Genomic DNA, 26,511 nt, shown 5'->3' with positions numbered 1-26,511 from the left:
TCCTCTCAGCTCTTGAGCGCCAGATAGATCAGGACCTTGGCCTTCGGGTCGCCGCCGGTCAGCGTGGCCCGCAGGCGCAGCCAGTGGCCGAACTCGCGCACCGGCATGGACACCATCCCGGGCTCCGTGGCGATCTGCTCGGTGCTCCCGTCGTCGTCGCACCAGTGCAGGCCGTCGGGGGAGATCTGGGCGGTCAGCCGCAGCGAGGGGTCGTCGCCCTCCAGCGCCAGCGTGCGGACGAACCAGCGCGCCTCCCCGGCCCACCCGGCTTCGTACGGCTCGGTCACGAAATCTGCGGTGAAAGTGGTGTTGCGCTCAAGAACGGCGGTAAGAGCGTGCCTCATGCCGGTGTTCACCAATCCACGGAAATCAGTGCGGAATCAAGGAAAAGGAAGTTGCGTACCGGAGAATGGGTGCGCACGCTCACATAGAAATTGAGCAGGTTCTCGAGGCCGTCGTACTTGTCGGGATAGGCGGGGACCGGCACCTGGCGCATGTCCATGATCCGGTCATTGACCTGCAACTCGATGTTCGTGCGCGTCCTGGTGTCGAACTGCCAGCGCAGATAGTGCCAGTTGACCTTGGTCGGGACCTCGTTGTAGCAGAGGAACTGCGGCTCCTCGTCGAGCGGGCGCCAGTCCTCGGGGTTCGGCGCGGTGAAGTCCTCCGTGGGGGAGAGGTTCTCCTGGTTGTGCAGGTTCTCCCTGGGCGTCGGCTCGGGCACCACGGGATACATCCAGCGCCTGGTGAAGTTGTGGTCGAGGTCGGTGTTCTGGTAGCGGGCGACGCAGTGATAGCGGATGCCCTCGCCGTCGCACAGGTCCGTGGCCACGGTGAACGCCCCGAACTGGGCCTCCGACGGGTGCAGGTTGCCGTCCCACTCGATGTCGCCGAAGGTGTTGCCGAGCGAGGACTCCGCGGTCGCCGCCTCGCTCTTGTACGTGAAGTACGTCTCGAACTGCACCACCCCGCGCCTGGCCATGGTCAGCCGGCGGATCGCCACCGCGGTGTGGCCGGTCACCGGCCGGGTGGCGACCTTGAGCGCGTAGTTCCCGCTCATCGCGGCGTGCGTGCCGATGTCGAAGAAATCGCACGAGCTGAGCTGCGGCGGGCGGAAGTCGCGCATGTGAACGTCGACCGTGTCGAGATTTCCGTGGCCGTCGTGGTTTCCGATGAGTTCGCACCAGCCGTGCGTTCCTGTATTGAACTCGTCGAAGGCGAGTATGCGGGGGAGCGGGTTGAACTTCGACAGTTTGGGGTCGGCCGCGATCAGCGCGCGCCGGAGGTCGTCGGCCGCAGGATGGGTGGCGTCCACGGTCAAGGGGGCGTCCTTCTCGTCGACAATTACCTGAGGGAGGATGAACGTTCACGTGAACGTTAATCCCAGGTTTCGAGGACGCTAACTTGCGCGATTGCGGATGTCAAGGGACCTACGCGGACATACCCGACGGACGGCCGGGGTTCTGCCGGGCGGGCGGCGCCCCGGGGACACCGCCCGCCCGATGACCTCAGTCGCCGGACGCCAGGCGGGCGGGGAACCCGCCCGTCGCGATGGGACCCCATCGCTCGATGTGCAGGCGGATCAGCGACTTGTCCTGGCGTCGCATGGCCGCTCTGTACTCGTCCCAGTCGGGGTGCTCGCCGGCGATGCACCGGTAGTACTCCACCAGCGCCTCCAGGGCCTGCGGCATGTCGAGCACCTCGGCGCGGCCGTCCACCTGCACGTAGGGGCCGTTCCAGTCGTCGGACAGCACGCACATCGACGCCCGCTCGTCACGTCGGGCGTTGTGCGCCTTGGCGCGGTCGGGATAGGTGGAGACGACGATCCTGCCGCCCTCGTCCACGCCGCAGGCGACCGGCGAGAGCTGCGGCCGCCCGTCGGCGCGGGTGGTGGACAGCAGGCCGCGATGCCGGGGACGGAGGAAGCCGAGCAGCTCGGGGAGCTCGACACGGCGTGCGGTCGCGATGTTCGGAGCCATCTGTTGTGCCTTTCGCTCAGGTGAGGACCCGATCCTTTCACCGGCCCGCCCTCCTCGAACGCGAGCCGGGATGCGACCATCAGAGTCGTTGACCATAGAGCGACAGGTGATGACATGACAGGCGAGAACAGCAGGAAAGCCCTTGTCGTACGGGGAGGCTGGGAGGGGCACGCCCCCGTCGAGGCCACGGAACTCTTCGTGCCCTACCTGGAGAAGCAGGGATTCGAGGTGGTCAGGGCGGAGTCCCCCGCTCCGTACGCGGACGCCGCGTTCATGGCCGGCGTCGACCTCATCGTGCAGTGCTACACCATGGGCACGATCGAGCGCGCCGAGCTGCAGGGGCTTGAGGCCGCGATCCGCGCGGGCACCGGGATGGCGGGCTGGCACGGCGGCATCGCCGACTCCTTCCGCAACTCCTCCGACTACCTGCACCTCATCGGCGGCCAGTTCGCCTGCCACCCGGGCAAGGAGCCGGACGCGCCGGACGCGGGCACGCAGGAGCACTACTTCGTCCCGTACACCGTCAACATGGCGCCCGAGGCGGCCGGCCACCCCATCACCGAGGGCATCTCCGACTTCGACCTCCTCACCGAGCAGTACTGGGTGCTGACGGACGACTACATCGACGTGCTGGCCACGACCACGCAGCGGGTGCGCGCATGGGACCCGTGGCACCGCGAGGTGACCTCGCCGGCCATCTGGACCCGGCGCTGGGGCAAGGGACGGATCTTCGTCGCGACCCCCGGGCACAGCGTCGACGTGCTCCAGCACGACAGCGTGCGCACCGTCATCGAAAGGGGCATGGTGTGGGCGAGCCGGTGAACGTGGGCGTCGTCGGCTGCGGCGCCATCTCCGCCCAGTATTTCCGCACCATCGAACGGCTGCCGCAGGTGCGCCTGGTCGCCGTGGCCGACCTCGACCCCGACAGGGCGGGGGAGGCGGTGCGGCCCTACCCCGGCACAGACGTGCTCGGCGTGGCCGAGCTGATGGCCGACCCGCGCATCGACGTCGTGCTCAACCTGACCGTCCCGGCCGCCCACGCCGAGATCGCGTTGCAGGCCATCGCCGCAGGCAAGGACGTCTACTGCGAGAAGCCCCTCGCCGCGAACGTGGCCGACGCCGCCCGCGTGCTGCGCGCGGCCGGCGAGGCCGGGGTGCGCGTGGGCTGCGCGCCCGACACGGTGCTGGGCACGGGCACCCAGACCGCCCGCATGGCGATCGACCACGGCCTGATCGGCCGGCCGGTGGCGGCCACCGCGACGATGCTGACGCCGGGCCACGAACGCTGGCACCCCAACCCCGACTTCTACTACGCCCCCGGCGGCGGCCCGCTGCTCGACATGGGCCCCTACTACGTCACCTGCCTGGTGACGCTGCTCGGGCCCGTGACCAGGGTCGTCGGCGCCTCGGGGCGCACGCGGGCGAAGCGCACGATCGGCTCAGGCCCCCGCCAGGGTGAGGAGGTCCCGGTCAAGGTCGACACCCACGTCACCGGGGTACTCGTGCACGAGTCGGGGGCGCTGTCCACGCTCGTCATGAGCTTCGACGGGGTCGCGACCAGGTCGCCCAACATCGAGGTGCACGGGGAGAAGGGCTCGCTCGTCGTACCCGACCCCAACCACTTCGACGGCGCCGTCCTGGCGTCGGTGCTGGGGGAGGAGGGCTGGCGCGAACTGCCGGTGTCGGCCGGCTACGTCGAGGCCGGGCGCGGCGTGGGCCTGGCGGACCTCGCCTCGGCCGGCTCCGGCGCGGAACCGCGCGCGGGCGGCTCGCTGGCCTTCCACGTGCTCGACGTCATGGAGTCGCTCCTCGACGCGGCACGTTCCGGCACGGCGGTGACCCTCGCCAGCACCTGCGAACGCCCTCTTCCCGTGCCCCTGCGTCCCCTCGCAGGCGAGCTCGATCGGTGAACCCGCCGGGGATCAGGCCGCTGGGCGCTGGAACTGCCAGACGACGATGGCGGGCACGCCGGCGATGGCCGCCCGCGCCGCCTCGGGCGCATGGTCGACCAGCACCCACGGCCACAGATCCCAGGGCCCGAGGGACCCGGGCTCGCGCGGCGGATCCTGCGGCTCGGCGACCTCGGCGCCCGGCTCCCTGGGCTCCTCGCAACGGCGCACCACCAGCCCGGCCCCCAGCGCGGCGCGCACGTAGTCGCCGATCCGGTGGTGGTAGGTGGCCACGCGGGCGGGCCGGCCGTCCGGCAACCGCAACGACGGGATGATGCCGCGGGCCACCCCCTCGGGGTGGATGTCGGAGATCACCACGTGCCCGCCCGGGCGCAGCACCCTGGCGAACTCCGCCAGCACCGGATCCAGCGAAGGCACATGGGTCAGCGCCAGGCCACAGACGATCAGGTCGACGGTGGCGTCGTCGACCGGCAACCGGTCGAGCGGGCCGGGACGGAAGTCGCCCTCAGGCACCCGCTCGCGGGCCCTGGCCAGCATGTCGGGCGAGCTGTCGACCCCGACGACCTTGTGACCGCGCCCGGCCAGGGCCGCGGCCAGCCTGCCCGTGCCGCACGCGGCGTCCAGGGCGAGGCCCACCGGCAACGCGCCGACGATCTCCTCGATGATCGGCTCGTCGTAGGAGAACGCCGAGTTGGGGTCGTCGTACGTCCGCGACCAGATGCGGTAGCCCTCCACGGTGTCGACGCGGGCGACCTCGACGCCCGCGCCGGCCAGCTCGGGATCGTCCAGCAGCCGCCGGATCTCGGCGATGCGCGCCTCGGCGAACGCGCGGTCGTGCTCTCCGGTGAACGAGCGCATCAAGGCCATGCCTTCGAGGCCCAGCACGTAGGCCAGGGGGTTCTCGTACGTCACCGGCGACACGGTAACGACGGGACGTACGCGCGGGCCAATGCTTTTCCCGAGCGCGAATGCGCAGTGTGACGAGGAATAACAGACGGTATATCCGGTAAGGACACCAGCATCCGACAGGGGATTCGGGGGGATGAGTGCCGGCTACGCCGCCCGGCCGCGCGCGCGACGCGGCCGCGGCACCACGCCACGGGGCCGCGCGACCGGGTACGCGCACCGCCCCGGGAGCCGTGGCGCCATGATCGGCGCCTTCTACGAGCACAACCTGCGAGGGCGGTACGTCGAGGTCGAGTACGCCGACGGACGCGTACGCCCGCTCGCCGCCGAACGCTGGCTGCGGCCCATCGACGGCGACGAGGACGTGCTGGACCGGTGCGGCGGACCCACCCTGGACGTCGGCTCGGGAGCGGGCCGGCTGACCGCGGCGCTCGCCCGCAGAGGCGTCTTCGCCCTGGGCATCGACATCACCCCTCTGGCGGTCGAGCTGACCCGGCGCGCGGGCGGCCTGGCCCTGCTCCGGTGCGTGTTCGAACCGCTTCCCGGCACCGGGCTGTGGGCCGAGGCGCTGCTGACCGACGGCAACATCGGGATCGGCGGCGACCCCGTGGCGCTGCTGCTGCGCGTGCGGCAGCTGGTCAGGCCGGGTGGAGCCGTGTTCGCCGAGGTCCGGCCTCCGGGCTCGGGGAGCACGGCGGACCGCGTACGCCTGCGCCACGGCGGCCGCACCGGCGACTGGTTCCCCTGGGCGACCGTCTGCGCCGACGACATCGGCCTGCTCGCCGTACGCTGCGGTTTCCCCACTGTCGAGCTGTGGACCGCCGCCGGCCGCTGGTTCGCCACCTGCACCGGCCCGGCTCCGTGACCGGCCCCGTGATCGGGAGGGTGACCGGCCCCATGATCGACACCGTGACCGGCAGCGTGACCGGCCCCATGGTCGCGCGCCTCCAGGCGGGGCAGGAGGTCAGGCGAGTGGCGCGCCGGCGAACTCCTTCATGCCCTCCGCGAAGCCGGTCCGCGCCCGGAAGCCCAGCTCGGCGGCGGCCCGGTGGGGTGCGGCCACGATGTGGCGCACGTCGCCCAGCCGGTACTCCCCGGTGGTGACCGGCTCGGGTCCGCCGCGCTGCGCGGCCAGCTCCCTGGCCATCTCGCCGACGGTGTGCGGCTCGCCGCTGGCGACGTTGTACGCCGTCAGGCACCCCGTCCGGCCACCGGCGAGCGCGGCGACGTTGGCGTCGGCGACGTCGCGGACGTGGACGAAGTCGCGGGTCTGCCCGCCGTCCTCGAACACCCGGGGCGCACGCCCGGCCTCCAGCGCGGACCGGAAGATCGCCGCGACCCCCGAGTAGGGGGTGTCCCTGGGCATTCCGGGGCCGTACACGTTGTGGTAGCGCAGGGCGACCGCGGTGCCGCCGGTCTCGCGCGCCCAGTTGGCGGCGAGGTGTTCCTGGGCGAGCTTCGTGGTGGCGTAGGCGTTGCGCGGATCGACGGGGGCGTCCTCGCCGATGGCGGCGTAGCGTACGTCGTCGCCGCAACGGGGGCAGGACGGCTCGAACGAGCCCCGCGCGAGGTCGTCGGCGCGGCGCGGGCCGGGCCGCACCCGGCCGTGCCGCGCGCAGTCGTAGGCGCCCTCGCCGTAGACCACCATGGAGGAGGCCAGCACCAGCCGCCTGACGTCGCGGGCGGCCATCGCGGCCAGCAGCACCGCCGTGCCGTACACGTTGACGGAGGCGTAGCCGGGCAGGTCGGCCACGTTCACGCCGAGGCCGACCTTGGCCGCCTGGTGCACGACCGCGTCCGCGCCCGCCAGCAGCCGGTCGAGCAGCGCAGCGTCGCGTACGTCGCCGCCGGAGCGCAGGTCGAGCGGTACGACGTGATGGCCGGACGCCTCCAGCGCCGCCACCACGTGGCCGCCGATGAACCCGGCGGCGCCCGTCACCAGCACCGTGCCTGCGCGCGCGCCGGTCACAGCCGCGTCCCGGTGCCGGCGAGCGCGGCGGCGTAGCGGGAGCGCGGGGCCAGCGCCGCCACCTCGATCGCGTCCGCCATGGTGTCCACGTCGGTCAGGCACGGCAACGACGCGACGCTCAGCCCCGCCTCCTCCATCCGCCGCCGCTGGACCTCTCCGGTGTCCGGTTCCGACATGGGCACCCCGAGCAGCAGCGCGGGGTCGGGCTCGCGCAGTCCGAGCAGCCAGAAACCGCCGTCGTTCGCGGGACCGAACACCGCGTCGCGCCCGTCGAGCAGCGCCACGGCGTCGGCCAGCAGGTCGGGGGTGACCTGCGGGGTGTCCATGCCGATCAGCACGACGGGCACGGGCAGCAGCCGGTGCGCGTCCTCGAAGGCCGCCGCCAGCCGCTCGTCCAGGCCGCGGCCCCGCTGCGGCAGCACGGTGAACCCGGCGGGCAGCCACGTGCCGGGGGCGCCGTCGAGGACCAGCACCCGGCGGACGACCGGCACCCCGGCGACCGTACGCAGCGTGTCCTCCAGCGCGGCGCCGGCCACGGCGGCCGCCTCGTCCGGGGTGAGCGGCGGGACCAGCCGGGTCTTGACCTTCCCCGGCACGGGCTCCTTGGCGATCACCACGATCTGGGTCCGGTTCACGTGCTCACGTCCTGGGTCCCGTCCTGGCGGGCCATGACCCGCCGCATGTCGTGGACGGCCCGCAGGGTGCCGCGTACCGTACCGGTCACCTTCGAGCGGCCGTTGCGGGGCAGGTAGTCGACGTCGACCTCGGCGATGCGCCAGCGTGCCGTCGCGGCGCGCAGGACCATCTCCAGCGGGTAGCCGAAGCGCCGGTCGACGATCCCCAACCGGAGCAGCGCGACCCGCCGGGAGGCCCGCATCGGCCCGAGGTCGCGCAGCCGGGAACCGGTACGCCGCCGCAACCGCCTGGCCAGCACGGCGTTGCCGAGCCTGGCGTGCGCCGGCCAGGACGCGCCCGGCGCGCGTACCCGGCGGCCCAGCACGAGATCGGCCTCACCGGCCATGACGGGCCCGCTCACCCGGGGCAACTGCTCAGGATCCAGGGACGCGTCGGCGTCCATGAAGCACACGACGTCCGAGGTCGCGGCGGTGAGGCCGGCATGGCAGGCGGCGCCGAACCCGGTCCGCGGCTCGCTCACCACCGTCGCGCCGAGTTCGGCGGCGATCTTCGCGGACCCGTCGGCCGAGCCGTTGTCGACCACGATCGCACGGAAACCGTGCGGCATCCGCCCGAGCACCCACGGGAGGGCCGCCGCCTCGTTCAGGCACGGCAGCACCACGTCGATTCTCATGCCACCGACGCTACGGGCGATGCCCCGGTTCGCACCCTTGTGCCGGGTCCCTCCTTTCCGAGAAATGACCAGCTCAGAGCCATCAGAAGAACTCGGCCACGCCCGCGGCGTCCACGGAGGCGGCCCGAGCGACGGGCCGGGTGGCGGGCCGGGTGGCGGCGGCGGGCGTGCCCCGGACCGTGATCGCCGAGCGGCTGAGCATCGGCGAGAACACCGTCAAGTTCCACGTGGCCAACGTCCTCGGCAAGCTCGGCGTGACCACCAGGGGAGAGGCGGCCGCCCTGGCTCGCGGCCCCCGGCGGGCCGGCTGATCCGCGGCTCCGCGCGCTCGTGACGGGTCCCGCCGTCAGGTCCGCAGGGCGTACGGCTCCGGCCTGGCCAGCAGGGGCATGACGGCCTGGTCGATGTACTCGTCGATCTGCTCGTCGTCGGGCGCCGTGCCGTGGTGCATGAAGTGCTGCAGCAGCAGGCCGCTCCCGACCAGCACCGGGATGGTGGAGGCCGACCCCTCGGTGATCTCCCCCCGGGCGGCGGCCTGGCGCAGCAGTTCCAGCATGGCCCGCTGGCGGGGGCGGACGAGCCTTTCCATGACGGCCTCGGCGACCGCGGGGTGCCGCCGCCGCTCGGCGACCAGGCTCATCAGGACGTCGCCGGCCCCGCCGGCCAGGGAGCGGGCCATCATGCGGGCCGCGGCACGGAAGTCCTCGCGGATGTCACCGGCGCTCTCATGCCCTTCCGGCGAGGGCAGGACGTGCTCCAGCGCGTCGATGGCGAGGTCTTCCTTGGTGGGCCAGTAGCGGTAGACCGAGGTCTTGGCCGCGCCGGCCCTCAGGGCCACCCCCTCGATGGAGACGTCGCCGTAGCCGTGCTCCACCATCTCGTCGAGCATCGCCTGCCGGATGGCCTGGCGCATGGCCTCGCGGCCACGACGCCTGGCGCGGGGCGGGCTTTCCCGGTCGGTCACCCTTCCACTATAGCGACGCTTGCGTATCTAATCGCCGCGTCGTAGCGTCATATAGATACGATACCGTTTCTATGAAGCGAGGAGAGTGGCATGGAGGAGGGGCATTCCCGTTACGCGACCCTTCACGAGGCCGGCCCCGTGCACCGGGTCGCCACGCCGCTGGGCGGCGAGGCGTACCTGATCACCCGGTACGAGGAGGCCCGCGCGGCGCTGCACGACCAGCGGCTGTCCAAGCACCCCAAGAACGCCCCTGGCTTCCTGCGCGACTCGGGGCTCGTCACCGAGGCGGCGGGGCCCGTCGGCGTCAACATGCTCTCGAGCGACCCGCCCGACCACACCCGCCTGCGCCGGGTTGTCGGCAGGGCGTTCACGCCGAGACGCGTGGAGGCGCTGCGCCCGCGCATCCAGCAGATCACCGACGACCTGCTCGACGCGCTGCCCACGGGGAAGGAGGTCGACCTCATCGACGAGTTCGCCTTCCGGCTCCCGATCACCGTGATCTGCGAGATGCTCGGCGTCCCTGTCGAGGATCGCGACAGGTTCCGCGCCTGGACCCGCGCCATGACGCTCGTCGTCTCGACGCCCGAGGAGAGGCGGCGGCGCGAGGAGGGCATGGCGGCGCTGCAGGTCTACCTGTCCGGCCTGATCGAGCGGTGCAGGGCCGGAGTCGACCGCGAGGTGCCGCACGAGGACCAGCCTGACCTGCTCAGCGCGCTGATCGTGGCCGCGGACGAACGGGGCGAGCTCGGCGAGGACGAACTGCGCGGCACGCTCATGCTGCTGCTCATCGCCGGGCACGAGACCACGGTCAACCTGATCGGCAACGGCACACTCGCCCTGCTCCGCAACCGGGACCAGCTCGACGCGCTCATCGCCGACCCCGGGCTGCTGCCTTTGGCCGTGGAGGAGCTGCTGCGCCACGACGGCCCGGTCGAGAACGCCACGTTCCGCTTCACCCTGGAGGACGTCGAGATGGGCGGCGTCACCATCCCCGCGGGAAGCCTGGTGCTGGTCTCCTTGGCCGGGGCCGACCGTGACCCCCTGCGCTTCGACCGCCCGGACGAGCTCGACGTGGCCAGGCGGGACAACCCGCACCTGGCGTTCGGGCACGGCCTGCACTTCTGTCTCGGCGCGCCGCTGGCCAGGCTGGAAGGCGTGGTGGCCTTCGCGTCCCTGCTCGGGCGCTTCCCCGGGATCCGGCTGGCGTGCCCGGTCGAGCAGCTCCGGTCGCGTCACCAGAGCCCGCTGGTGATCGTTCGCGGGCTGGAGGCGCTGCCGGTGGTGCTCGAACGCTGACCGGCCCACCGCCCTTGCGGGAAGGGCGGTGGTCAGAGGGGCCTTTGTGCAGGCAGTTTGTCCTGTGGTGGGTAGCGCGTGCTCATATGAGCAAATTTCGGCTCATGTGTTGCCGTGAGGTGAACGGGCGACTTAGCGTGCGTTACCTACGTCACATACGGAGGTCCCTATGCGTGGATTCCGGCTGCTCAAAATGCCAGTCCTCCTTCTTTCCGCCGTCGCCCTGGCCGCGTGCTCGGTGTCGACCACCCCCGGCGGGTCCACCGCCGACGCCGGCCAGGAGGCCGGCGACGGCCCGCTCGTCATCGGCTTCAGCCAGGCGACCCAGCAGTCCCCGTTCTACGTGCAACTGCGCGAGGGAGCCGAGGCGGCCGCCAAGAAGGCCGGCGCCACGCTCTACTTCGCCGACGCGGGCGGGGACGTCACCAAGCAGAACAACGACGTCCAGGACCTCATCACCCGCCAGGTCGACGTCCTGCTGATCAACCCGGTCGACCCGCAGGGCGTGCAGCCCGGTCTCGCCGCGGCCAAGGCGGCGGGGGTGTCCGTGGTGACCGTGGACCGGCCGGTGCCCGAGGGCGCGGTCTCGCACGTCGGGCGCGACAACAAGGCCATGGGCGAGCTCGTCGGCAAGCGGCTCAGCGAGCAGCTCGGCGCCAAGGGCGGCACCGTCATCGAGATCAGGGGAGACGCCGGCGGCGCCGTGGCGCGCGACCGCAGCGCGGGCTTCCACGAGGCCGTCAAGGCCAACCCGAAGATCAAGATCGTGGAGGGGCCGTACTCGGACTACGTACGGTCCAAGGCCGTCACGGCGATGCAGGACCTGCTCCAGGTCAACCCCGGCGTGGCCGCCGTCTACGCGCACAACGACGACATGGCGCTCGGCGCGCTGAAGGTGCTCAACGAGAGCGGCAAGGACAAGGTCCTCGTCGCCGGCGTGGACGGGCTCATGGAGGCGGTCAAGGAGATCGCCGGCGGCGGCCAGTACGTCGCCACGGCGCTCAACGACCCCATCTCGCTCGGCTCGAAGGCCGTGGAGACCGTGCTCAAGGTCGGCGAGGGCGAGAAGGTCGAGCCCTCCATCGACGCGGGCACCGAGCTGATCGACCAGGACAACGCGGCCCAGTACACCGGGTCCGGTGAGTTCGCCCAGGCGCGCGAGCAGTGACCACCGGCGACTTCCAGGAAGGCGGAAACATGACCATGAAGGCCGCAGTGCTCCACGCGCCCGGCGACATCCGGGTGGAGCAGGTGCCCGTCCCCGAGCCGGGCCCCGGCGAGGCGCTCGTCCGCGTCGCCGCCTGCGGAGTGTGCGGATCGGACATCCCGCGCATGTTGTCCGCGGGGGCGTACCACTTCCCGATCATCTGCGGTCACGAGTTCTCCGGGCACGTGGTCCGGATGGGCGAGCGCCTGGCGGCGACGGGCCGCGTACGCGAGGGCGACCTCGTGACCGTGCCCCCGCTCATCCCGTGCCAGGCCTGCGCGCCCTGCAGCCAGGGCCACTTCAGCCTGTGCCAGAACTACGGCTACTTCGGCAGCCGCAGGGACGGCGCATACGCCCAGTACGTCACCGTCCCCGACGAGAATCTCATGGTGCTGCCCGCCGACCTCGACCCGAGGGCGGCGGCCATGCTGGACCCGGCGGCGATCGCCCTGCACGCCCTGTGGCGCACGAAGATGCGCGGCGGTCACCGCGTCGCGGTCGTCGGCGCCGGCCCCATCGGGCTGTTCGCCGTGCAGTGGGCGCGCATCGCCGGCGCCGCCGAGGTGCTCGTGATCGAACTGAACGAGCAGAAGGCCGCCATGGCGGCGGAGGCGGGCGCCACGCACACCGCGACCAGCGCCGAGGCCGCCGCCGACCTGGTCGGCGAGGGGTACGACGTGGTCGTCGAGTCCGCTGGCGTGCCCGCCACCATCGACCAGGCCGTGGCGCTGACGGCCAGGCACGGCGAGGCGGTGTTCATCGGCATCCCGCACGAGCCGGTGGTGCTGCCCAAGGCCACGTTCAGCTCCTTCCTGCGCCGCGAGGTCACCCTGCACGGCGCATGGAACTCCTTCTCGGCGCCGTTCCCCGGCGAGGAGTGGCGGGAGTCGGCCAGGATGCTCGCCTCCGGCGGGCTGGCCTGGAAGTTCATGATCACGCACGAGCTGGGCCTGGACGCGCTGCCCGAGACCATGGCCGGGCTCGGGGAACGTTCCATCTTCAGCTCCAAGGTGCTCTTCCTGCCGAACGAGGAGTGACGATGTCCGCTTTCCTCGCCCTCGACCTCGGCACGGAGGGCGCTCGCGCGGCGGTCTACACGGAGGACGGCAGGCAGGCCGGGACGGGCGACGACGCCTACCCGACCAGCTTCCCGCGGCCCGGCTGGGCCGAGCAGGACCCGGAGCACTGGTGGCGGGCGAGCGTGCACGCCGCGCGGGCGGCGCTCGCCGAGGCGGGCAACCCGGAGATCGCCGGGGTGGCGGTGGCCACCACGGCCTCGACCGTGGCCGTGCTCGACGAGAACGGGCGCCCCCTGCGGCCCGCCCTGCTCTGGATGGACGGCCGGGCCGGCGAGGAGTCGGCGCTGACCGCGCGCAGCGGCCACCCGGTGCTGCGCTACTCCGGCGGCTCGGACGCGGTGGAATGGCTGGTGCCCAAGGCCATGTGGCTGGCCCGCCACGAACCCGCGACCTACCGCGGGGCCGCCCGCATCACCGAGGCGGTCGACTACATGGTGTGGCGGCTCACCGGGCGGTGGGCGGGATCGCGGATGAACGCCGTCTGCAAGAGCAACTACGACCCGCGCGGCGCGGGATTCCCGCACGACCTGTACGAGCAGCTCGGCGTCGGCGACCTGGCGGACAAGCTGCCCGGCGAGATCGTCCCCGTCGGCGACCCGATCGCCCCCGTCGGCGCCGCCGCCCGCGAGGAACTGGGCATCACCGGCCCCGCCGTCGTCGCGTCCGGCGGCATCGACGCGCACCTGTCGTTGCTGGCCGTCGGCGGCGCTCCCGAAGGCCGGGTGTCGATCGTGTGCGGCACGTCCAACGCGTTCGTCACAGAGATCGCCGAGCCGGTCTTCCCGCCCACCGTGTGGGGGCCGTACCCGGACGCGCTGCGCACCGGGCGCTGGCTCGTCGAGGGCGGCCAGGTGAGCGCGGGCTCGGTGCTGGCCTGGGCGGGGGAGCGGCTCATGGGACGGCCGCGGGCGGAGATCGGCCGGCTCATCAAGGCCGCCTCGGCGCTGCCGCCGGTCGACCACGGCCTGATCGTGCTCGACTATTTCATGGGCAACCGCACGCCCCTGCGCGATCCGCTGCTGCGCGGGGCGGTGCTCGGGCTGACGCTGGCCAGTACGCCCGAGCAGGTCTACCGGGCCGCCGTGGAAGGCGTCGCGTACGGCACGAGACAGGTCATCGACTCGTTCACCGAGGGCGGGGTCGCCGTGGACGAGATCTTCCTGTCCGGCGGCATCCGGCACAACGAGCTGTGGCTCCAGACCACCGCCGACGTGCTCGGCCGGCCGGTCAGCCTGGTCGCGGGCGACAACCTGACGTTGCGCGCCTGCTCGGTGATCGCCTCGGTGGGCGCGGGGCGGCACGCCTCGCTCGCCGAGGCGGCGGCGGAGTACGCCCCGCGCACCCGCACCATCGAGCCGATCCCCGCCCACCGGGACGCCTACCGGCAGGGCTACGCCGACTACCGGGCCGCCACCGAGGCCACCACGCCGCTCGCGCACCGCCTCAACGCGCCGGAACGGAGGCAGGACCCATGACCGTCCCTGCCGACTACGACGACCAGCTCTACGAGGTCGCCATCCGCTACTACGAGGGCGGGGAGACCCAGGAGCAGATCGCCAACGCCCTGCACCTGACCCGCTGGAAGGTGGGCAGGATGCTGGCCGAGGCCCGCCAGGCCGGGATCGTCCGGATCGAGGTGCTGCACCCGAGGTCCCGGGTGCGCGCCCTGGAACAGTCGCTCAAGGACCGCTGCGGGTTGCGCGACGCGGTCGTGGTGGCCGGTGGCGACCCGAACGGCGGCCACAACGGCGCTCACAACGGCGCCGAGCACCTGCGCGACCGGGTCGCGGCGGCGGGGGCCGACCACCTGATGGCGATGCGGCCCGCACCCCGCCTGATCGGCGTCTCCTGGGGCCGCACCCTCGACCGGCTGGCCGGCGGGCTCGAACCCGGATGGGCCACCGGCGTCAACGTCGTGCAGATCAACGGCGCGCTCAGCCGCTCACGGCAGCCGACCAGCGCGCACAGCATGGCGAGCCTGATCGCCCACCACGGCGGCGGCACCGCCACGCTGCTGCCCGCCCCGGCCATCCTGGAGCAGCAGAGCACGAGGGCCGTGCTGGAGAGCGACCGGGCCGTCTCCGACGTGCTCGCCCTCGCCACCAGGGCCGACCTGTTCCTGTTCAGCCCCGGAGGCATGGGCAGCGACTCCGTGCTGGTCGACTCCGGCCAGATCGACGCCGCCCACCTGTCGAGGCTCGCCGAGGCCGGCGCGGTGGGCGACGTGCTGGGCCGCTTCATCGACCGCGACGGCCGCATCGTGGACCCCGGCCTGGACGGCCGCACCCTCGGCCTGTCGCTGGACGTCCTGCGCGCGTCCACCGCCTCGGTCGCGCTGGTCAGCGGCGAGGCCAAGCACGCGGTGTGCCGGGCCGTCGTGGCCAGCCGCCTCTGCGACGTGCTGATCACCGACGACCAGAGCGCGACGTACCTGCTGGACACGTGGAAGGAGGGGGCATGACGGACGAGCGGCTGCGGATGTCGGGGATCGTCAAGCGGTTCCCCGGCACAGTCGCCCTGGACGGCGTGGAGCTGACCGTACGCGCCGGCGAGGTGCACTGCCTGCTGGGCGAGAACGGCGCGGGCAAGAGCACGCTGATGAAGATCCTGGCCGGCTCCTACCGGCCGGACGAGGGGACGATCCTGCTGGACGGCGAGCCGTTCAGCCCTTCCACGCCGCACGCCGGGCTGGCCGCCGGCATCGCCGTCATCTACCAGGAGCTCGACCTGCTGCCCGACCTGACCGTGGCGCAGAACCTGCTGCTGGGCCGCTCGCCCCGGCTCGGCCCGTTCGTCCGCGGGGCGCGGCGCGCGAGCCTGGCCCGCCAGGCGCTCGACCGGGTCGGCGCACGCTTCCCCGTGACCACCCGCGTCAGGGACCTGCCCATCGCGGCGCAGCAGCTCACCGCCATCGCCAAGGCGCTCACCGCCGACGCGCGGGTGATCGTCATGGACGAGCCGTCCGCCACGCTCGGCGAGAGCGAGCTGGAGGCGGTGTTCGGCGTCATCCGGTCGCTCACGGAGGAAGGGCGCTCGGTCATCTTCATCTCGCACCGTCTCGACGAGGTCAAGGCGATCGGCGACCGCGCCACCGTGCTGCGCGACGGCCGCACGGCCGGCGTCTACGACGTGACCTCGACCACGCCGGACGAGATCGTGGCCGCGATGATCGGCGAGGCCAGGGAACTCGTGCGCCCCGCCGATCACCCCGCGCCCGAGGGGGAGCCGCTGCTCGCCGTCGAGCGGGTGCACGTCCCCGGGCTGATCGACGTGCGCGACATCGAGGTGCGGCCGGGCGAGGTCGTCGGGCTGGCCGGGCTGGGCGGCGCGGGACGTACCACGCTGCTGCGGGCGCTCTTCGGCGACCTCAAGGCGCACGTCACCGCCCGGCTGGACGGCCGCCCGTTCCGGGCCGGCAGCCCCGCCGCGGCCGTGCGCGCCGGACTCGCGCTGGTGCCCGAGAGCCGCAAGGAACAGGGCCTGATGCTCGGCCTCTCCGTGGGCCGCAACGCGGCGATCGCGGCACTCGACCGGCCCCCGTGGCTGCTGCCTGGACGGCTCGGACGGCGCCTGGCCGCGCCCGCGCTGGCCGGGCTCGGCGTCAAGGCCGCCGGGCAGAACCAGCTCGTCGGCCAGCTGTCCGGCGGCAACCAGCAGAAGGTCGTGCTGGCCAAGTGGATCACCAGGGGCGGGATCAAGGTCCTGCTGCTCGACGAGCCCACCCGCGGGCTCGACGTCGGCGCCAAGGCCGACCTCTACCGCCAGGTGCGCGACCTCGCCGGCCAGGGCGTGGCGGTCCTGCTCGCCAGCAGCGAGCTCAACGAGCTGACCGCCAACGCCGACCACATCCAGGTCCTGTACGAGGGCCGCAACATCGCCCGTTTCGACCCGAGGGTCAGCCCGGAGAGCGCCATCGCGCACGCCGTCATCACAGGAGCGACACCATGACCACCTCGATCGGATCCTCGGTGGCCGCGTCCGCCGAGCAGGCCGGCGGCGCCCGGCCGCGGCGCGGCGCCGACCTGATCGTCAAGTCCAACCTGCTGCTGGTCTTCCTCGCGTTGTGCGTCGTCGCGACGCTGCTGGCCCCGCAGTTCCTCACCGGCCGCAACATCGCCAACCTGCTGCAACAGTCGTCGCTGACCGGGATCGTCGCCATCGGCATGACCATGGTGGTGCTGACCGCGGGCATCGACCTGTCGGTCGGCAGTGTGGCCGCCTTCGGCGGGATGACGGTCGCCATCCTCATGACCTCGGGCGTGCCCGTGCTGCCGGCGATCCTGCTCAGCGTCCTGGCCGGGGCCGTGTTCGGCGCGATCATGGGCGGCCTGTCGGCGTACCTGGCGTTGCCGGCCTTCATGACCACGCTGGCCGGGCTCACCGCGATCCGCGGGCTCACGTACCTGCTGACCGACGGCAAGCCCGCGGAGGCGACGGCGGCGGAGTCGTTCCAGCTGCTCGGCGGCGGGTTCGTCGGTTACGTCCCGATCGTCGGGATCATCTTCGTGGTGATCACGATTCTCGCCGCCGTGGTGCTGCGCGGCACCACCTTCGGCGAGTACGTCTACGCGGTCGGCAGCAACAAGGAGGCCGCGCGGCTGTCGGGACTGCCGGTGCGCGGCGTCATCACCACGGTGTTCGCGGTGTCCGGAGCGCTCGCGGCGCTGGCGGGCGTGCTGCTGACCTCGCGGCTGACCGTGGGCCAGCCGACCGCGTTCAACGGGCTGGAGCTGGACGCCATCGCGGCCGTCGTGCTCGGCGGCACCAACCTGTTCGGCGGCCGGGGCGGGGTGTTCGGCACCTTCGTGGCGGTGCTACTGCTGTCGGTGCTGCGCAACCTGTGCAACCTGCTCGGCCTGGGCTCCTTCTTCCAGATGGTGGTGACCGGCCTGATCCTGCTGGTCGCGCTCGTCCTCAACATGCTCATCGAAAGGCGGGGCGCCCGTGCCTGACACCCTTCCCTCCGGCTCGCTGCGGGCCTACCTGCACGGGCTGCCCGGCGTCGACGAGGTGGGCGTACGCCGCCGCGCCGCCGACCTGTCCACCCGGTCCATCAAGACCACGGCCAAACGCCAGGCGATCGACCTGGCCATCCGCATGGTCGACCTGACCACCCTCGAAGGGGCGGACACCCCGGGCAAGGTCCGCGCCCTGGCGGCCAAGGCCATGCGGCCCGACCCGGCCGACCCCACCGCGCCCGCGGTCGCCGCCGTCTGCCTCTATCCCGACCTGATCCCCGTGGCCGCGCCCGTCCTGGCGGGCAGCGGGGTGGGGCTCGCCTCGGTCGCCACCGGCTTCCCCTCCGGGCGCACGTCGCTGGAGGTGAAGCTGGCCGACACCCGTACGGCGGTCGCCGCCGGAGCCACCGAGATCGACATGGTGATCGACAGGGGCGCGTTCCTCGCCGGCGACTACCGCAAGGTCTTCGACGAGATCGCCGCCGTCAAGGAGTGCTGCGGCCCCGCGCACCTGAAGGTCATCCTGGAGACCGGCGAGCTCGTCACCTACGACAACGTACGGCGGGCGTCCTGGCTCGCGCTGCACGCCGGGGCCGACTTCATCAAGACCTCCACCGGCAAGGTCGCGCCCGCCGCCACCCTGCCCGTCACCCTCGTCATGCTGGAGGCGGTCAGGGACTACCACGCCGCCGGCGGGCGTCGGGCCGGGGTGAAGCCGGCCGGCGGCATCCGCACCACCAAGGACGCGATCCGCTACCTGGTGCTGGTCAAGGAGGTGGCCGGCGAGAGCTGGCTGGACCCGGCGCTGTTCCGGCTCGGCGCCTCGACGCTGCTGAACGACCTGCTCATGCAGCGCACCAAGCTCGACACCGGGCACTACGCGGGGCCCGACTACTACACGCTCGACTGAGGGGAACCGTGGAGATCTTCGACTACGCGCCCGCGCCGGAGTCACGGTCGATCGTGACCATCCGGCCGGCGTACGACCTGTTCATCGACGGCGAGTTCACCGAGGCCAAGAGCGACGAGCGCATCGTGACGGTCAACCCGGCCGACGAGGAGCCGCTCTCCGAGGTGGCCGCCGCGTCCGACGCCGACGTGGACCGCGCCTTCGCCGCCGCCCGCCGGGCCTTCGAACGGGTGTGGTCGCCGCTGCCCGGCGCCGAGCGCGGCAAATACTTGTTCAGGATCGCGCGCATCATCCAGGAACGCGCCCGCGAGCTGGCCGTGCTCGAATCGCTCGACAACGGCAAGCCCGTCAAGGAGACCCGCGACATCGACCTTCCCCTGGTCGCGGCCCACTTCTTCTACCACGCGGGCTGGGCGGACAAGCTCGCGCACGCCGGACTCGGCCCGTCACCGCGCCCGCTCGGCGTGGCCGCGCAGGTCATCCCGTGGAACTTCCCGCTGCTGATGCTCGCCTGGAAGGTCGCGCCCGCGCTGGCGACCGGCAACACGGTGGTGCTCAAACCCGCCGAGACCACCCCGCTGACCGCCCTGGCGTTCGCGGAGATCTGCCAGGAGGCGGAGCTGCCGCCCGGCGTGGTCAACATCGTGACCGGCGCGGGCGGCACCGGCCGGGCGGTGGTCGCCCACCCGGACGCGGACAAGGTCGCCTTCACCGGCTCGACCGGCGTCGGCAAGGAGATCGCCCGCGCCGTGGCCGGCACGTCCAAGCGCCTCACCCTGGAGCTGGGCGGCAAGGGCGCCAACATCGTGTACGACGACGCGGCCGTCGACCAGGCCGTGGAGGGCATCGTCTCCGGGATCTTCTTCAACCAGGGCCACGTGTGCTGCGCCGGCTCCCGGCTGCTGGTCCAGGAGTCGATCGCCGAGGAGCTGCTGGCCAGGCTGCGGGCCAGGATCGAGCGGCTGCGGCTCGGCGACCCGCTGGACAAGAACACCGACATCGGCGCCATCAACTCGGCCGCGCAGCTGGCCAGGATCCGCGAGCTGGCCGCGGCCGGCGAGGCGGAGGGCGCGAGCGGCTGGTCGCCCGCGTGCCCGATCCCGGAGCGCGGCTACTGGTTCCCGCCCACCGTGTTCACCGGCGTGACCCAGGCGCACAGGATCGCCCGCGAGGAGATCTTCGGGCCGGTCCTGTCGGTGCTCACCTTCCGCACCCCCGAGGAGGCCGTGGCCAAGGCGAACAACACGCCGTACGGGCTGTCCGCCGGGGTGTGGACGGAGAAGGGCTCCCGCATGTTGTGGACCGCGAGCCGGCTGCGCGCCGGCGTCGTGTGGTCCAACACCTTCAACGTGTTCGATCCCGCCAGCCCGTTCGGCGGCTACAAGGAGTCCGGTTACGGCCGCGAGGGCGGCCGGCACGGGCTGGAGGCATACCTTGGCTGACAGGACCCCCTCCGCGCCGGCTCGCGTGGCCGTGCGCAGGACGTACAAGCTCTACCTCGGCGGGGCGTTCCCGCGTTCGGAATCAGGCAGGTCGTACCCGGTGACATCCTCTCGCGGAGTCCACCTCGCCAACGCGGCCCTGGCCTCGCGCAAGGACGTGCGCGACGCCGTCGTGGCGGCGCGCAAGGCCTTTCCCGGCTGGTCGGGCCGCACCGCCTACAACCGCGGCCAGATCCTCTACCGGATCGCCGAGATGATGGAGGGCCGCCGGGCGCAGTTCGCCGCGGAGGTGGCCGCGGCCCAGGGCATGAGCGAGGCGCGGGCCCAGGGCGTGGTGTCCGCCGCGGTCGACCGCTGGGTCTACTACGCCGGCTGGGCCGACAAGCTCGGCCAGGTGCTCGGGGCGGCCAACCCGGTGTCGGGCCCCTACTTCAACCACTCCCAGCCCGAGCCGACCGGGGTCGCGGGCATCCTCGCGCCGGCCGGCTCCCCGCTGCTCGGCCTGGTCGCGGTGCTCGCGCCCGTCATCACCGCGGGCAACACGGCGGTGCTGGTGGCCGGCGAGCGGGCGCCGCTGCCCGCCGTCACGCTCGCCGAGGCGCTGGCCACCTCCGACCTGCCCGGCGGCGTCGTCAACATCCTGACCGGCCGCCTGCGCGAGCTGGCGCCGCCGCTGGCCGGGCACGCCGACGTGAACGCCCTGGACCTGGCCGGGGCGGGCGAGCTCGCCGGTGAGCTGGAGGAGCTGGCGGCGGGCACGCTCAAGCGGGTCGTACGGCCGGGCCGCCACGACGACTGGCCGGACGCCGATCCCGGCGTGGCCCGCATCCGGCCCTTCGTGGAGACCAAGACGGTCTGGCACCCGATGGGCGTGTGACGGCTCCGGCCGGGCGCGCTCCGCGCCCGGCCGGGTGGTCGCCGCTCAGCCGGGGTGGTCGATGGTGATCACGACGTTGCCGATCTTCTGGCCGGAGTCGACGTAGCGGTGCGCCTCGACGATGTCGGCCAGCGGGTATCGCCGGTCGATGACCGGCCTGAACCGGCCCGACTCGATCAGGTCGCGGAAACGCAGCGCCGTGTCCCGGTCGTGCTTCGGCAGGGGGATGAGCACTCTCCTGCCGCCGAGCGGCCGGGTGACGAGCGCGAGGAACACGTTCTGCCACATCGGGCCGACGTCGGAGGCGGCGTAGACGCCCCGCGGTTTCAGCAGCCGCCGGCAGCGGCCGAACGTGCTCTTGCCGACCGCGTCGATGACGACGTCGTAGCGGCCGGGGTCGCGGGTGAAGTCGGTGGTGGTGCGGTCGATGACCCGGTCGGCGCCGAGCCCGCGTACGAGCTCCATGGTTTGTGTGTCGCAGACCGCGGTCACGACGGCCCCGAGCGTCTTCAGCAGCTGGACGGCGGCCGAGCCGATGGCCCCGGTCGCGCCGTAGACCAGGACGTCGTGGCCCTCCCTGATCCGTGCGGCCGTGATGATCGACAGGGCGTAGTGCGAGCCCTCGGTGCTGGGCGCGGCCTCCTCGTAGCTCAGGCCGGCCGGGATGGTGGCGAGCGTGCCCTTCTCGGAGACGGTCATGTAGGCGGCGTGGGCGCCGAACGTGGCGTCGTTGTAGCCGAACACCCGCTCGCCGGCCTTGTAGGCGGTGACCTCGCCGCCCACCGCCTCGATCTCCCCGGCGAACTCGTTGCCGAGCACGCGCATCCGCGGCCGGAGGAAACCCGCGAAGAACCTCCACAGGAACGGCTTGGCGGCGCGCAGGGCGCAGTCGGTGCGGTTGACCGTGGTCGCGTGCACCTTGATGAGCAGTTCGTCCGGCTTGACCGTGGGTTTGTCGATCTCGGTCACACCGACCACGTCGGGCGGGCCGTAACGTAATCGCACCGCGGCTTTCATGTCCGGATTCTAGCCAGCGTCCCCGGCGGGCGCGCCGGCCGTGAGCCGGGGTTCCTCCGGCTCGCGGCGGCGCCCGGCGGGGGTCTCAGCCGAGGCGGGCCAGTTCCTCCGCGCTGAGCTCCAGGTCCACGGCGGCGAGCGAGTCGACGATGCTCTCGGGGCGGCTCGCGCCCGGGATGGGGATGACCACGGGGCTGCGGGCGAGCTCCCAGGCCAGGCAGACCTGGTGCGGGGAGACGCCGCGCTCCTTCGCGATCTCGGAGAAGGCGGCGTGCCGCTCGCTCAGCTCCCCGGTACGCCCGATGCCGCCCAGCGGCGACCAGGGCAGGAAGGCCAGGCCCAGCTCGGCGCAGACGTCGATCTCGGGCTCGCTGGAGCGGAACCGCGGCGAATACTCGTTCTGCACGCTCACCAGGCGCTCGCCCAGGATGTCGTGGGCGGTCCTGATCTGCTGGGGGTCGGCGTTCGAGATGCCCGCCATCCGGATCTTGCCGGCGTCGTGCAGGTCCTTCAGCGCGCCCATGGTCTCCTCGTACGGCACCTCCGGGTCGGGCCGGTGGTGCTGGTAGAGGCCGATGCTGTCCACGCCGAGCGCCTTGAGCGAGCGGTCGCAGGCCTGCTTGAGATAAGACGGGCGGCCGTCCTTGCTCCAGCCGCCGCCCGGCGTGCGGGTGTGCCCGCCCTTGGTGGCGACGAGCACGCTGCCGGCGTCTCCCCGCCACTGGGCCAGCGCCTTGGCGACCAGGCGTTCGTTGTGGCCGACGTCGTCGTGCGACGGTGTGTAGGCATCTGCCGTGTCGATCAACGTCGCACCGGCGTCATGGGCGGCCAGAAGGGTGCGGATCGACTGGGCCTCGTCGGGCATGTGCCCGGCCACCGACATGGGCATGGCGCCCCGCCCGATGGCGGCTGGAGCGCGCTCCAGGTCAATCCGCTCAGGGCCGGGTCAGGTGCGGGCGGCGGTCAGGCGTCTGCCGAGGCGCTGGGCGGGGGCCTCGACGAGACGGTGGCTCGCCAGGCACAGCGGGATCAGGACGAGGAGGTACAGCGTGAGGTCCGGGAGCACGTGCAGCAGGAGCGGATGCAGCAGGTAGAGGGAGAAGCTGATCACGCCGAGCTCCGTCAGCCAGCGGGGGAACGCCCGGCCGCGCAGCGCGAGCCCGAGGGTGAAGACGCCGAAGGCCAGCACGAGCGCCGGGGCCCAGGCGGGGTCGTCCTTGGCGGGGATCCCGCACGCCAGCACCGCCGCGGCGGCGAGCGCGGCCGTACGCCAGGAGGTCGTGCCCCGCTCGGCCCGGTAGACCGCCGTGCCGGTGAACATCGAGGCCAGGATGATCACGCCCTGCCAGGTGCCGCCCCGGCTGCCGAGGATCACCAGCGCCAGCCCGAGCAGACCGCCGGCGACCGCGGCCATGGTACGCCCCCCGCCGCGGCCGAGCACGGTGACCGCGATGGCGGTGACGACCGCGAGCCCGAGCAGCGCGGCCATGAGGTCGGCGCCGCCCTTGACCGACGTCCCCGGCAGCAGCAGCCCCAGGGGCACGGCGAGCAGCGCCAGGCCGCCGGCGATCCAGGCCGACCGGTGTGCCTGCCCGGCCGCGAACAGCGCGACGCACATCAGGTAGAACGCCATCTCGTACGAGAGCGTCCACATCACGCCGATGACGGCGGGCAGGTTGAGCAGTTCCTGCGTCATGGTCAGGTTGCCCAGCAGGACCACGGCCAGGGGGCGCTGCCCGAGCCCGGGGTCGAGGACGGGCAGGCCGGCGCAGGCGAGCAGGACGGCCAGGGCGCAGGCGGCCAGCAGCAGCGGGAGAAGGCGGAAGGCCCGGCCGGTCCAGAAGGCGCGCAGGTCGCCTCGCCGCTCCAGGGAGGCGGGGATGATGTACCCGCTGACCAGGAAGAACACGAACACGCCCCACGTGCCGAGATCGATCCGGCGGTCAACTTCCGCCCACACGGCGGGCAGGTAGGTCCAGCCGGCGTGGTGCATGGTGACGGCCAGCGCGGCCGGCCCGCGGAGGGCGTCCAGCCAGGCCAGCCGGTGGGGGGCCGCGAACATCTGCCGGATTCTAGGACATTAGTGACTATTTCCTGCCTTTGGGTTGGGTGGTGGCTGAACCGCCCGGCCTGACGCTGCGTACCTCAGAACGTGCGCTGCCGCGAACATGGTCACGGTCCGTCCGCTGTGGGATCATGTGGGCCACGCACCACGGTCACCGGACCGCAGGCGTCCGGGGCCGGCCGGTCCAGACGGACGTTGCGGGGTGGCGATGAGAGCTTCCGCGCCAGTTCACGCCGGTGCCGTGCTCGGCGTGGGCGTCGTGGTGCTGGTCTCCGTCCTGTGGTTCGGCGGCGGCGCGGGCACGCCGGAGATCGCCGGGCTGCCCTCCGCGGGGCCGCTCGCCGAGTGGGGCCTGCCGCTGGCGCGGCTGGGGCACGACCTGTGCGCCGTGGCGTGCGTCGGCGCCCTGCTGGCCGCGGGCGTACTGGCCCCGGCGGGCTCCCCGGAGGCGGCGCGGTGCGTGCGTGCGGCCGGATGGTGGGCGCTCGGCTGGGCGTTCGCCTCCCTCGCCGGCTACGTGCTGACCCTGTCGACGTTCTTCGCCCTGCCTCCCGCGCGGGTCCTCGCCGCCTCGCACCTCCTCGGTTACGGCACGTCGCTGCCTCAGACCAGGGCGCTGCTGGTGGTGGTGGCCGTGACCTTCGTGGTGGCGCTGGCCACGCTGGTGCCGCGCCTGCCCCGGTGGCTGCCGCTGGTGCCGGCCGTGGGCGCGCTGCTGCCGCCCGCGTACGTGGGCCACGCCGCCTCGGCGGCCGACCACGACGTCGCGATCTCCGCCCTGATGGCGCACCTGGTGGGCGTGTCGGTGTGGGTGGGCGGCCTGTACGCGGTGCTCGTGCACTTCCGCCGGTCCGGTGACCTGGCCGTCGTGCTGGCGAGGTTCAGCACGATCGCGCTGTGCTGCTTCGCCGCGGTGGCCTTCTCCGGCCTGGCCGGCGGCTGGGTGCGGCTGGAGACGCCGTCCGACCTGTGGCAGAGCGGCTACGGCCGGCTCCTGCTCGGCAAGGTCGCCGTGCTGGCGGTGCTCGGCTGGTTCGGCTGGAACCACCGCCGCCGCACCGTCATGGGCGTGACGGATCGCGGGGTGCGGCGTACCTTCGTCCGGCTGGCGGCGGGCGAGATGGCCGTGATGGCGGCGGCGATGGGCCTGGCCGTGGGCCTGTCCCGCACCCCGCCGCCCGTGGGCGGCGACGGCCATGCGGCGCACGGCGTGCTGGAGTACGAGCTCGCGCCGTTCACCCCCGGCGCGCTGATCACCGAGGTACGGCTGGACCCGCTGGTCCTGCTGCTGCTCGCGCTGCCCGCCGCCGGTTACCTCGCGGGCATGCGCAGGGCGGCCGGCTGGCCGCCGGCCCGCTCGTTCGCCTGGCACGCCGGGCTGGTCCTGGTCGCGCTGGCGCTGGTCGGCGGGGTCGGCGGGTACGCGCGGGCGATGGCGTCCGCGTACGCGCTGCAGCACGTCACGCTCACCGTCGTCGCTCCGCTGCTGCTCTGCCTGGGGGCTCCCGTCACCCTGGCGGCACGGGCCACCGGCCCCTCCTCCCAGTACGGCGACCTCGGCTCGCGCGCCTTCGGACGCCGGATCGTCCGGCCCGGCCTGCTGCTGACCGCGTACCCGGTGCTGTTCCTGCTGCTGTACGGGACCGCGTGGCTCCCGTGGTCCCTGTCCGCCTACGGCTCCCACCTGGCCACCGTGGCGTTGTTCCTCGGGCTCGGGCTGGCCGTGTCGTGGGTGCTGGCGGGCGCCGACCCGCTGCCCCGGCCGTTCCCGTGGGCCGCGCGGGCCCGGCTGCTGGCGGTGGCCGCCGTGGTGCACCTGGCGCTCGGGGCGTACCTGCTGACGGGGCCCCGCGTCGCGGCCGACTGGTTCCTGCAGGCGGCCGAGGCCGGCGTGCCGGTGGCCGACCAGCGCCTGGCCGGCGCCGTTCACCTGATCGTGCCGCTGCTCGCCTTCGCGCCGCTCGCCGTACGGCTGGCCCTGGAACGGCAGGCGGCGCGCGTGCGCGCCCGGGAGCGCGTCGCCGACGGTCACTCCTCCCACACGGGGACGAGGGGGAGGCCGCGCGCCTGACGGGCCTCGTCGACGAGCCGCTGGATCAGCTCCGTCTTGGCCCGGGTGTAGGCCGCGACGTCCACGTCGTCGCCGGCCAGGTGGCGCTTGAGCGCGGCGTACTCGGAGGCCGCCCGCGGATGGGCTCTCAGGTGATCGCGCAGCAGCCGCTCGTTACGGGTGTCCCACGTGTCGGCCCGCACCACGTGCAGGTGGTGACTGCGCCGGCCCGAGGCGTCCGCGCGGAAGTAGAACAGCCGCTCGCGCATGCCCGTCTCCTCGCCGTGGTAGCCGAGGCCCGTCAGCGCCCGCTCGCGATCGGACACCGCTTCCAGGGCGGGCACCGAGGCCATCAGGTCGATGATCGGCTTGGCCGCGAGGCCGGGCACGGAGGTGCTCCCCACGTGCTCGATCTCCAGGAAGACCCCCGGCAGCGCCACGAGCAGTTCCTCGCACGCCTGCTCCGCCAGCGACGGCCACGCCGCGTCGTAGTCCACGATGACGATGGTCATGCCTGCCTCAGCTCCTCGAAGATCTCCGGTTCGCGTGACCGGTGGGTCACAGCGGGAGATT

At 72.8% G+C, this 26,511-nt stretch carries 27 protein-coding genes; 15 read left to right on the top strand and 12 right to left on the bottom strand.

Features of this window, described 5'->3' with window-relative positions; all coding sequences use genetic code 11:
- Window positions 1-5: 5 nt before the first annotated feature.
- The 3 genes from E1295_RS14365 to E1295_RS14355 form a co-directional block, all read right to left on the bottom strand.
- The gene (locus E1295_RS14365; protein ID WP_132630764.1) at window positions 6-344 is read right to left on the bottom strand and encodes a hypothetical protein; all 339 of its coding nucleotides are present in this window, start codon (window positions 342-344) and stop codon (window positions 6-8) included.
- 8 nt (window positions 345-352) lie between these two features.
- Entirely contained in the window at window positions 353-1,315 is a 963-nt protein-coding gene (locus tag E1295_RS14360) for a DUF6772 family protein (protein ID WP_342775867.1), read from the bottom strand.
- Between the two features lie 193 nt (window positions 1,316-1,508).
- Window positions 1,509-1,979 (bottom strand): PPOX class F420-dependent oxidoreductase, encoded by a 471-nt coding sequence (locus E1295_RS14355; protein ID WP_132630763.1) that lies wholly within the window; start codon window positions 1,977-1,979, stop codon window positions 1,509-1,511.
- A 114-nt stretch (window positions 1,980-2,093) separates the two neighbouring features.
- Between E1295_RS14355 and E1295_RS49640 the strand changes: the two genes are divergently transcribed.
- Complete coding sequence (locus E1295_RS49640) at window positions 2,094-2,801, top strand: ThuA domain-containing protein (RefSeq protein ID WP_132630762.1); 708 nt, start codon at window positions 2,094-2,096, stop codon at window positions 2,799-2,801.
- Window positions 2,786-3,889: a Gfo/Idh/MocA family protein gene (locus E1295_RS14345; protein WP_181957990.1), complete on the top strand. Its 1,104-nt coding sequence runs from the start codon at window positions 2,786-2,788 to the stop codon at window positions 3,887-3,889. The genes E1295_RS49640 and E1295_RS14345 overlap by 16 nt, the downstream gene beginning before the upstream one ends.
- A gap of 12 nt (window positions 3,890-3,901) precedes the next feature.
- On the opposite strand, the gene E1295_RS14340 is transcribed toward E1295_RS14345, so the two are convergent.
- Window positions 3,902-4,801: a class I SAM-dependent methyltransferase gene (locus E1295_RS14340; RefSeq protein WP_132630760.1), complete on the bottom strand. Its 900-nt coding sequence runs from the start codon at window positions 4,799-4,801 to the stop codon at window positions 3,902-3,904.
- 130 nt (window positions 4,802-4,931) lie between these two features.
- Here E1295_RS14340 and E1295_RS14335 point away from each other — a divergent pair, with 130 nt between their 5' ends.
- A complete protein-coding gene (locus E1295_RS14335; RefSeq protein WP_246080038.1) occupies window positions 4,932-5,660 on the top strand; it encodes a class I SAM-dependent methyltransferase in 729 nt (242 codons plus the stop codon).
- A 99-nt stretch (window positions 5,661-5,759) separates the two neighbouring features.
- Here the strand turns inward: E1295_RS14335 and E1295_RS14330 are convergent, their stop codons facing one another.
- Genes E1295_RS14330 through E1295_RS14320 form a run of 3 tightly spaced genes read right to left on the bottom strand, consistent with a single transcriptional unit; the run spans window position 5,760 to window position 8,073 of the window.
- Window positions 5,760-6,764 carry an NAD-dependent epimerase/dehydratase family protein gene (locus E1295_RS14330; RefSeq protein ID WP_246080037.1) on the bottom strand — a complete coding sequence of 335 codons (1,005 nt, stop codon included), beginning with the start codon at window positions 6,762-6,764 and terminating at the stop codon, window positions 5,760-5,762.
- Window positions 6,761-7,399 carry a TIGR04282 family arsenosugar biosynthesis glycosyltransferase gene (locus E1295_RS14325; RefSeq protein WP_220448709.1) on the bottom strand — a complete coding sequence of 213 codons (639 nt, stop codon included), beginning with the start codon at window positions 7,397-7,399 and terminating at the stop codon, window positions 6,761-6,763. Before E1295_RS14325 ends, E1295_RS14330 begins: the two co-directional genes overlap by 4 nt.
- Window positions 7,396-8,073, bottom strand: coding sequence for a glycosyltransferase family 2 protein (locus tag E1295_RS14320; protein WP_132630759.1), 678 nt, complete (start codon window positions 8,071-8,073; stop codon window positions 7,396-7,398). The genes E1295_RS14325 and E1295_RS14320 overlap by 4 nt, the downstream gene beginning before the upstream one ends.
- A gap of 140 nt (window positions 8,074-8,213) precedes the next feature.
- Between E1295_RS14320 and E1295_RS14315 the strand changes: the two genes are divergently transcribed.
- The gene (locus E1295_RS14315; RefSeq protein ID WP_220448708.1) at window positions 8,214-8,384 is read left to right on the top strand and encodes a helix-turn-helix domain-containing protein; all 171 of its coding nucleotides are present in this window, start codon (window positions 8,214-8,216) and stop codon (window positions 8,382-8,384) included.
- Window positions 8,385-8,419: 35 nt separating this feature from the next.
- On the opposite strand, the gene E1295_RS14310 is transcribed toward E1295_RS14315, so the two are convergent.
- A complete protein-coding gene (locus E1295_RS14310; protein ID WP_132630758.1) occupies window positions 8,420-9,037 on the bottom strand; it encodes a TetR/AcrR family transcriptional regulator in 618 nt (205 codons plus the stop codon).
- A gap of 90 nt (window positions 9,038-9,127) precedes the next feature.
- Here E1295_RS14310 and E1295_RS14305 point away from each other — a divergent pair, with 90 nt between their 5' ends.
- From E1295_RS14305 to E1295_RS14260, 10 genes are all read left to right on the top strand, one after another.
- Window positions 9,128-10,333 carry a cytochrome P450 family protein gene (locus tag E1295_RS14305; RefSeq protein WP_132630757.1) on the top strand — a complete coding sequence of 402 codons (1,206 nt, stop codon included), beginning with the start codon at window positions 9,128-9,130 and terminating at the stop codon, window positions 10,331-10,333.
- A gap of 193 nt (window positions 10,334-10,526) precedes the next feature.
- Entirely contained in the window at window positions 10,527-11,501 is a 975-nt protein-coding gene (locus E1295_RS14300) for a substrate-binding domain-containing protein (protein ID WP_132630756.1), read from the top strand.
- 29 nt (window positions 11,502-11,530) lie between these two features.
- Window positions 11,531-12,577, top strand: coding sequence for a galactitol-1-phosphate 5-dehydrogenase (locus tag E1295_RS14295; protein WP_220448707.1), 1,047 nt, complete (start codon window positions 11,531-11,533; stop codon window positions 12,575-12,577).
- Window positions 12,578-12,579: 2 nt separating this feature from the next.
- A complete protein-coding gene (locus tag E1295_RS14290) occupies window positions 12,580-14,094 on the top strand; it encodes an FGGY-family carbohydrate kinase (RefSeq protein WP_132630755.1) in 1,515 nt (504 codons plus the stop codon).
- Window positions 14,091-15,080, top strand: a complete 990-nt coding sequence (locus E1295_RS14285) for a sugar-binding transcriptional regulator (protein ID WP_132630754.1) — start codon at window positions 14,091-14,093, stop codon at window positions 15,078-15,080. The genes E1295_RS14290 and E1295_RS14285 overlap by 4 nt, the downstream gene beginning before the upstream one ends.
- Complete coding sequence (locus E1295_RS14280) at window positions 15,077-16,567, top strand: sugar ABC transporter ATP-binding protein (RefSeq protein WP_132630753.1); 1,491 nt, start codon at window positions 15,077-15,079, stop codon at window positions 16,565-16,567. Before E1295_RS14285 ends, E1295_RS14280 begins: the two co-directional genes overlap by 4 nt.
- Window positions 16,564-17,571 (top strand): ABC transporter permease, encoded by a 1,008-nt coding sequence (locus E1295_RS14275; RefSeq protein ID WP_132630752.1) that lies wholly within the window; start codon window positions 16,564-16,566, stop codon window positions 17,569-17,571. Before E1295_RS14280 ends, E1295_RS14275 begins: the two co-directional genes overlap by 4 nt.
- Window positions 17,564-18,487 (top strand): deoxyribose-phosphate aldolase, encoded by a 924-nt coding sequence (gene deoC, locus E1295_RS14270; RefSeq protein ID WP_132630751.1) that lies wholly within the window; start codon window positions 17,564-17,566, stop codon window positions 18,485-18,487. Before E1295_RS14275 ends, deoC begins: the two co-directional genes overlap by 8 nt.
- Window positions 18,488-18,501: 14 nt before the next feature.
- Window positions 18,502-19,929 (top strand): aldehyde dehydrogenase family protein, encoded by a 1,428-nt coding sequence (locus E1295_RS14265; RefSeq protein ID WP_220448712.1) that lies wholly within the window; start codon window positions 18,502-18,504, stop codon window positions 19,927-19,929.
- Window positions 19,922-20,806, top strand: coding sequence for an aldehyde dehydrogenase family protein (locus tag E1295_RS14260; protein WP_246080036.1), 885 nt, complete (start codon window positions 19,922-19,924; stop codon window positions 20,804-20,806). Before E1295_RS14265 ends, E1295_RS14260 begins: the two co-directional genes overlap by 8 nt.
- A 45-nt stretch (window positions 20,807-20,851) precedes the next feature.
- Here E1295_RS14260 and E1295_RS14255 read toward each other — a convergent pair whose 3' ends face one another.
- The 3 genes from E1295_RS14255 to E1295_RS14245 all read right to left on the bottom strand — a co-directional run bounded on the left by E1295_RS14255 (window position 20,852) and on the right by E1295_RS14245 (window position 23,885).
- On the bottom strand, window positions 20,852-21,823 hold the full coding sequence (locus tag E1295_RS14255; RefSeq protein ID WP_132630748.1) for an NAD(P)-dependent alcohol dehydrogenase: 972 nt from the start codon (window positions 21,821-21,823) through the stop codon (window positions 20,852-20,854).
- An 85-nt stretch (window positions 21,824-21,908) separates the two neighbouring features.
- The gene (locus E1295_RS14250; protein ID WP_342775866.1) at window positions 21,909-22,727 is read right to left on the bottom strand and encodes an aldo/keto reductase; all 819 of its coding nucleotides are present in this window, start codon (window positions 22,725-22,727) and stop codon (window positions 21,909-21,911) included.
- A gap of 42 nt (window positions 22,728-22,769) precedes the next feature.
- Entirely contained in the window at window positions 22,770-23,885 is a 1,116-nt protein-coding gene (locus E1295_RS14245; protein ID WP_132630746.1) for an acyltransferase family protein, read from the bottom strand.
- A gap of 211 nt (window positions 23,886-24,096) precedes the next feature.
- Between E1295_RS14245 and E1295_RS14240 the strand changes: the two genes are divergently transcribed.
- Window positions 24,097-25,959, top strand: coding sequence for a bifunctional copper resistance protein CopD/cytochrome c oxidase assembly protein (locus E1295_RS14240; protein ID WP_166427219.1), 1,863 nt, complete (start codon window positions 24,097-24,099; stop codon window positions 25,957-25,959).
- Here the strand turns inward: E1295_RS14240 and E1295_RS14235 are convergent.
- A complete protein-coding gene (locus E1295_RS14235) occupies window positions 25,917-26,450 on the bottom strand; it encodes a GrpB family protein (protein ID WP_132630744.1) in 534 nt (177 codons plus the stop codon). The genes E1295_RS14240 and E1295_RS14235 overlap by 43 nt on opposite strands.
- Between the last annotated feature and the right edge of the window lie 61 nt (window positions 26,451-26,511).

Source organism: Nonomuraea mesophila (assembly GCF_004352805.1).
In the GTDB taxonomy this organism is placed as follows: Bacteria; Actinomycetota; Actinomycetes; order Streptosporangiales; family Streptosporangiaceae; genus Nonomuraea; species Nonomuraea longispora.
This window is presented reverse-complemented; position numbering and strand designations above follow the sequence as displayed.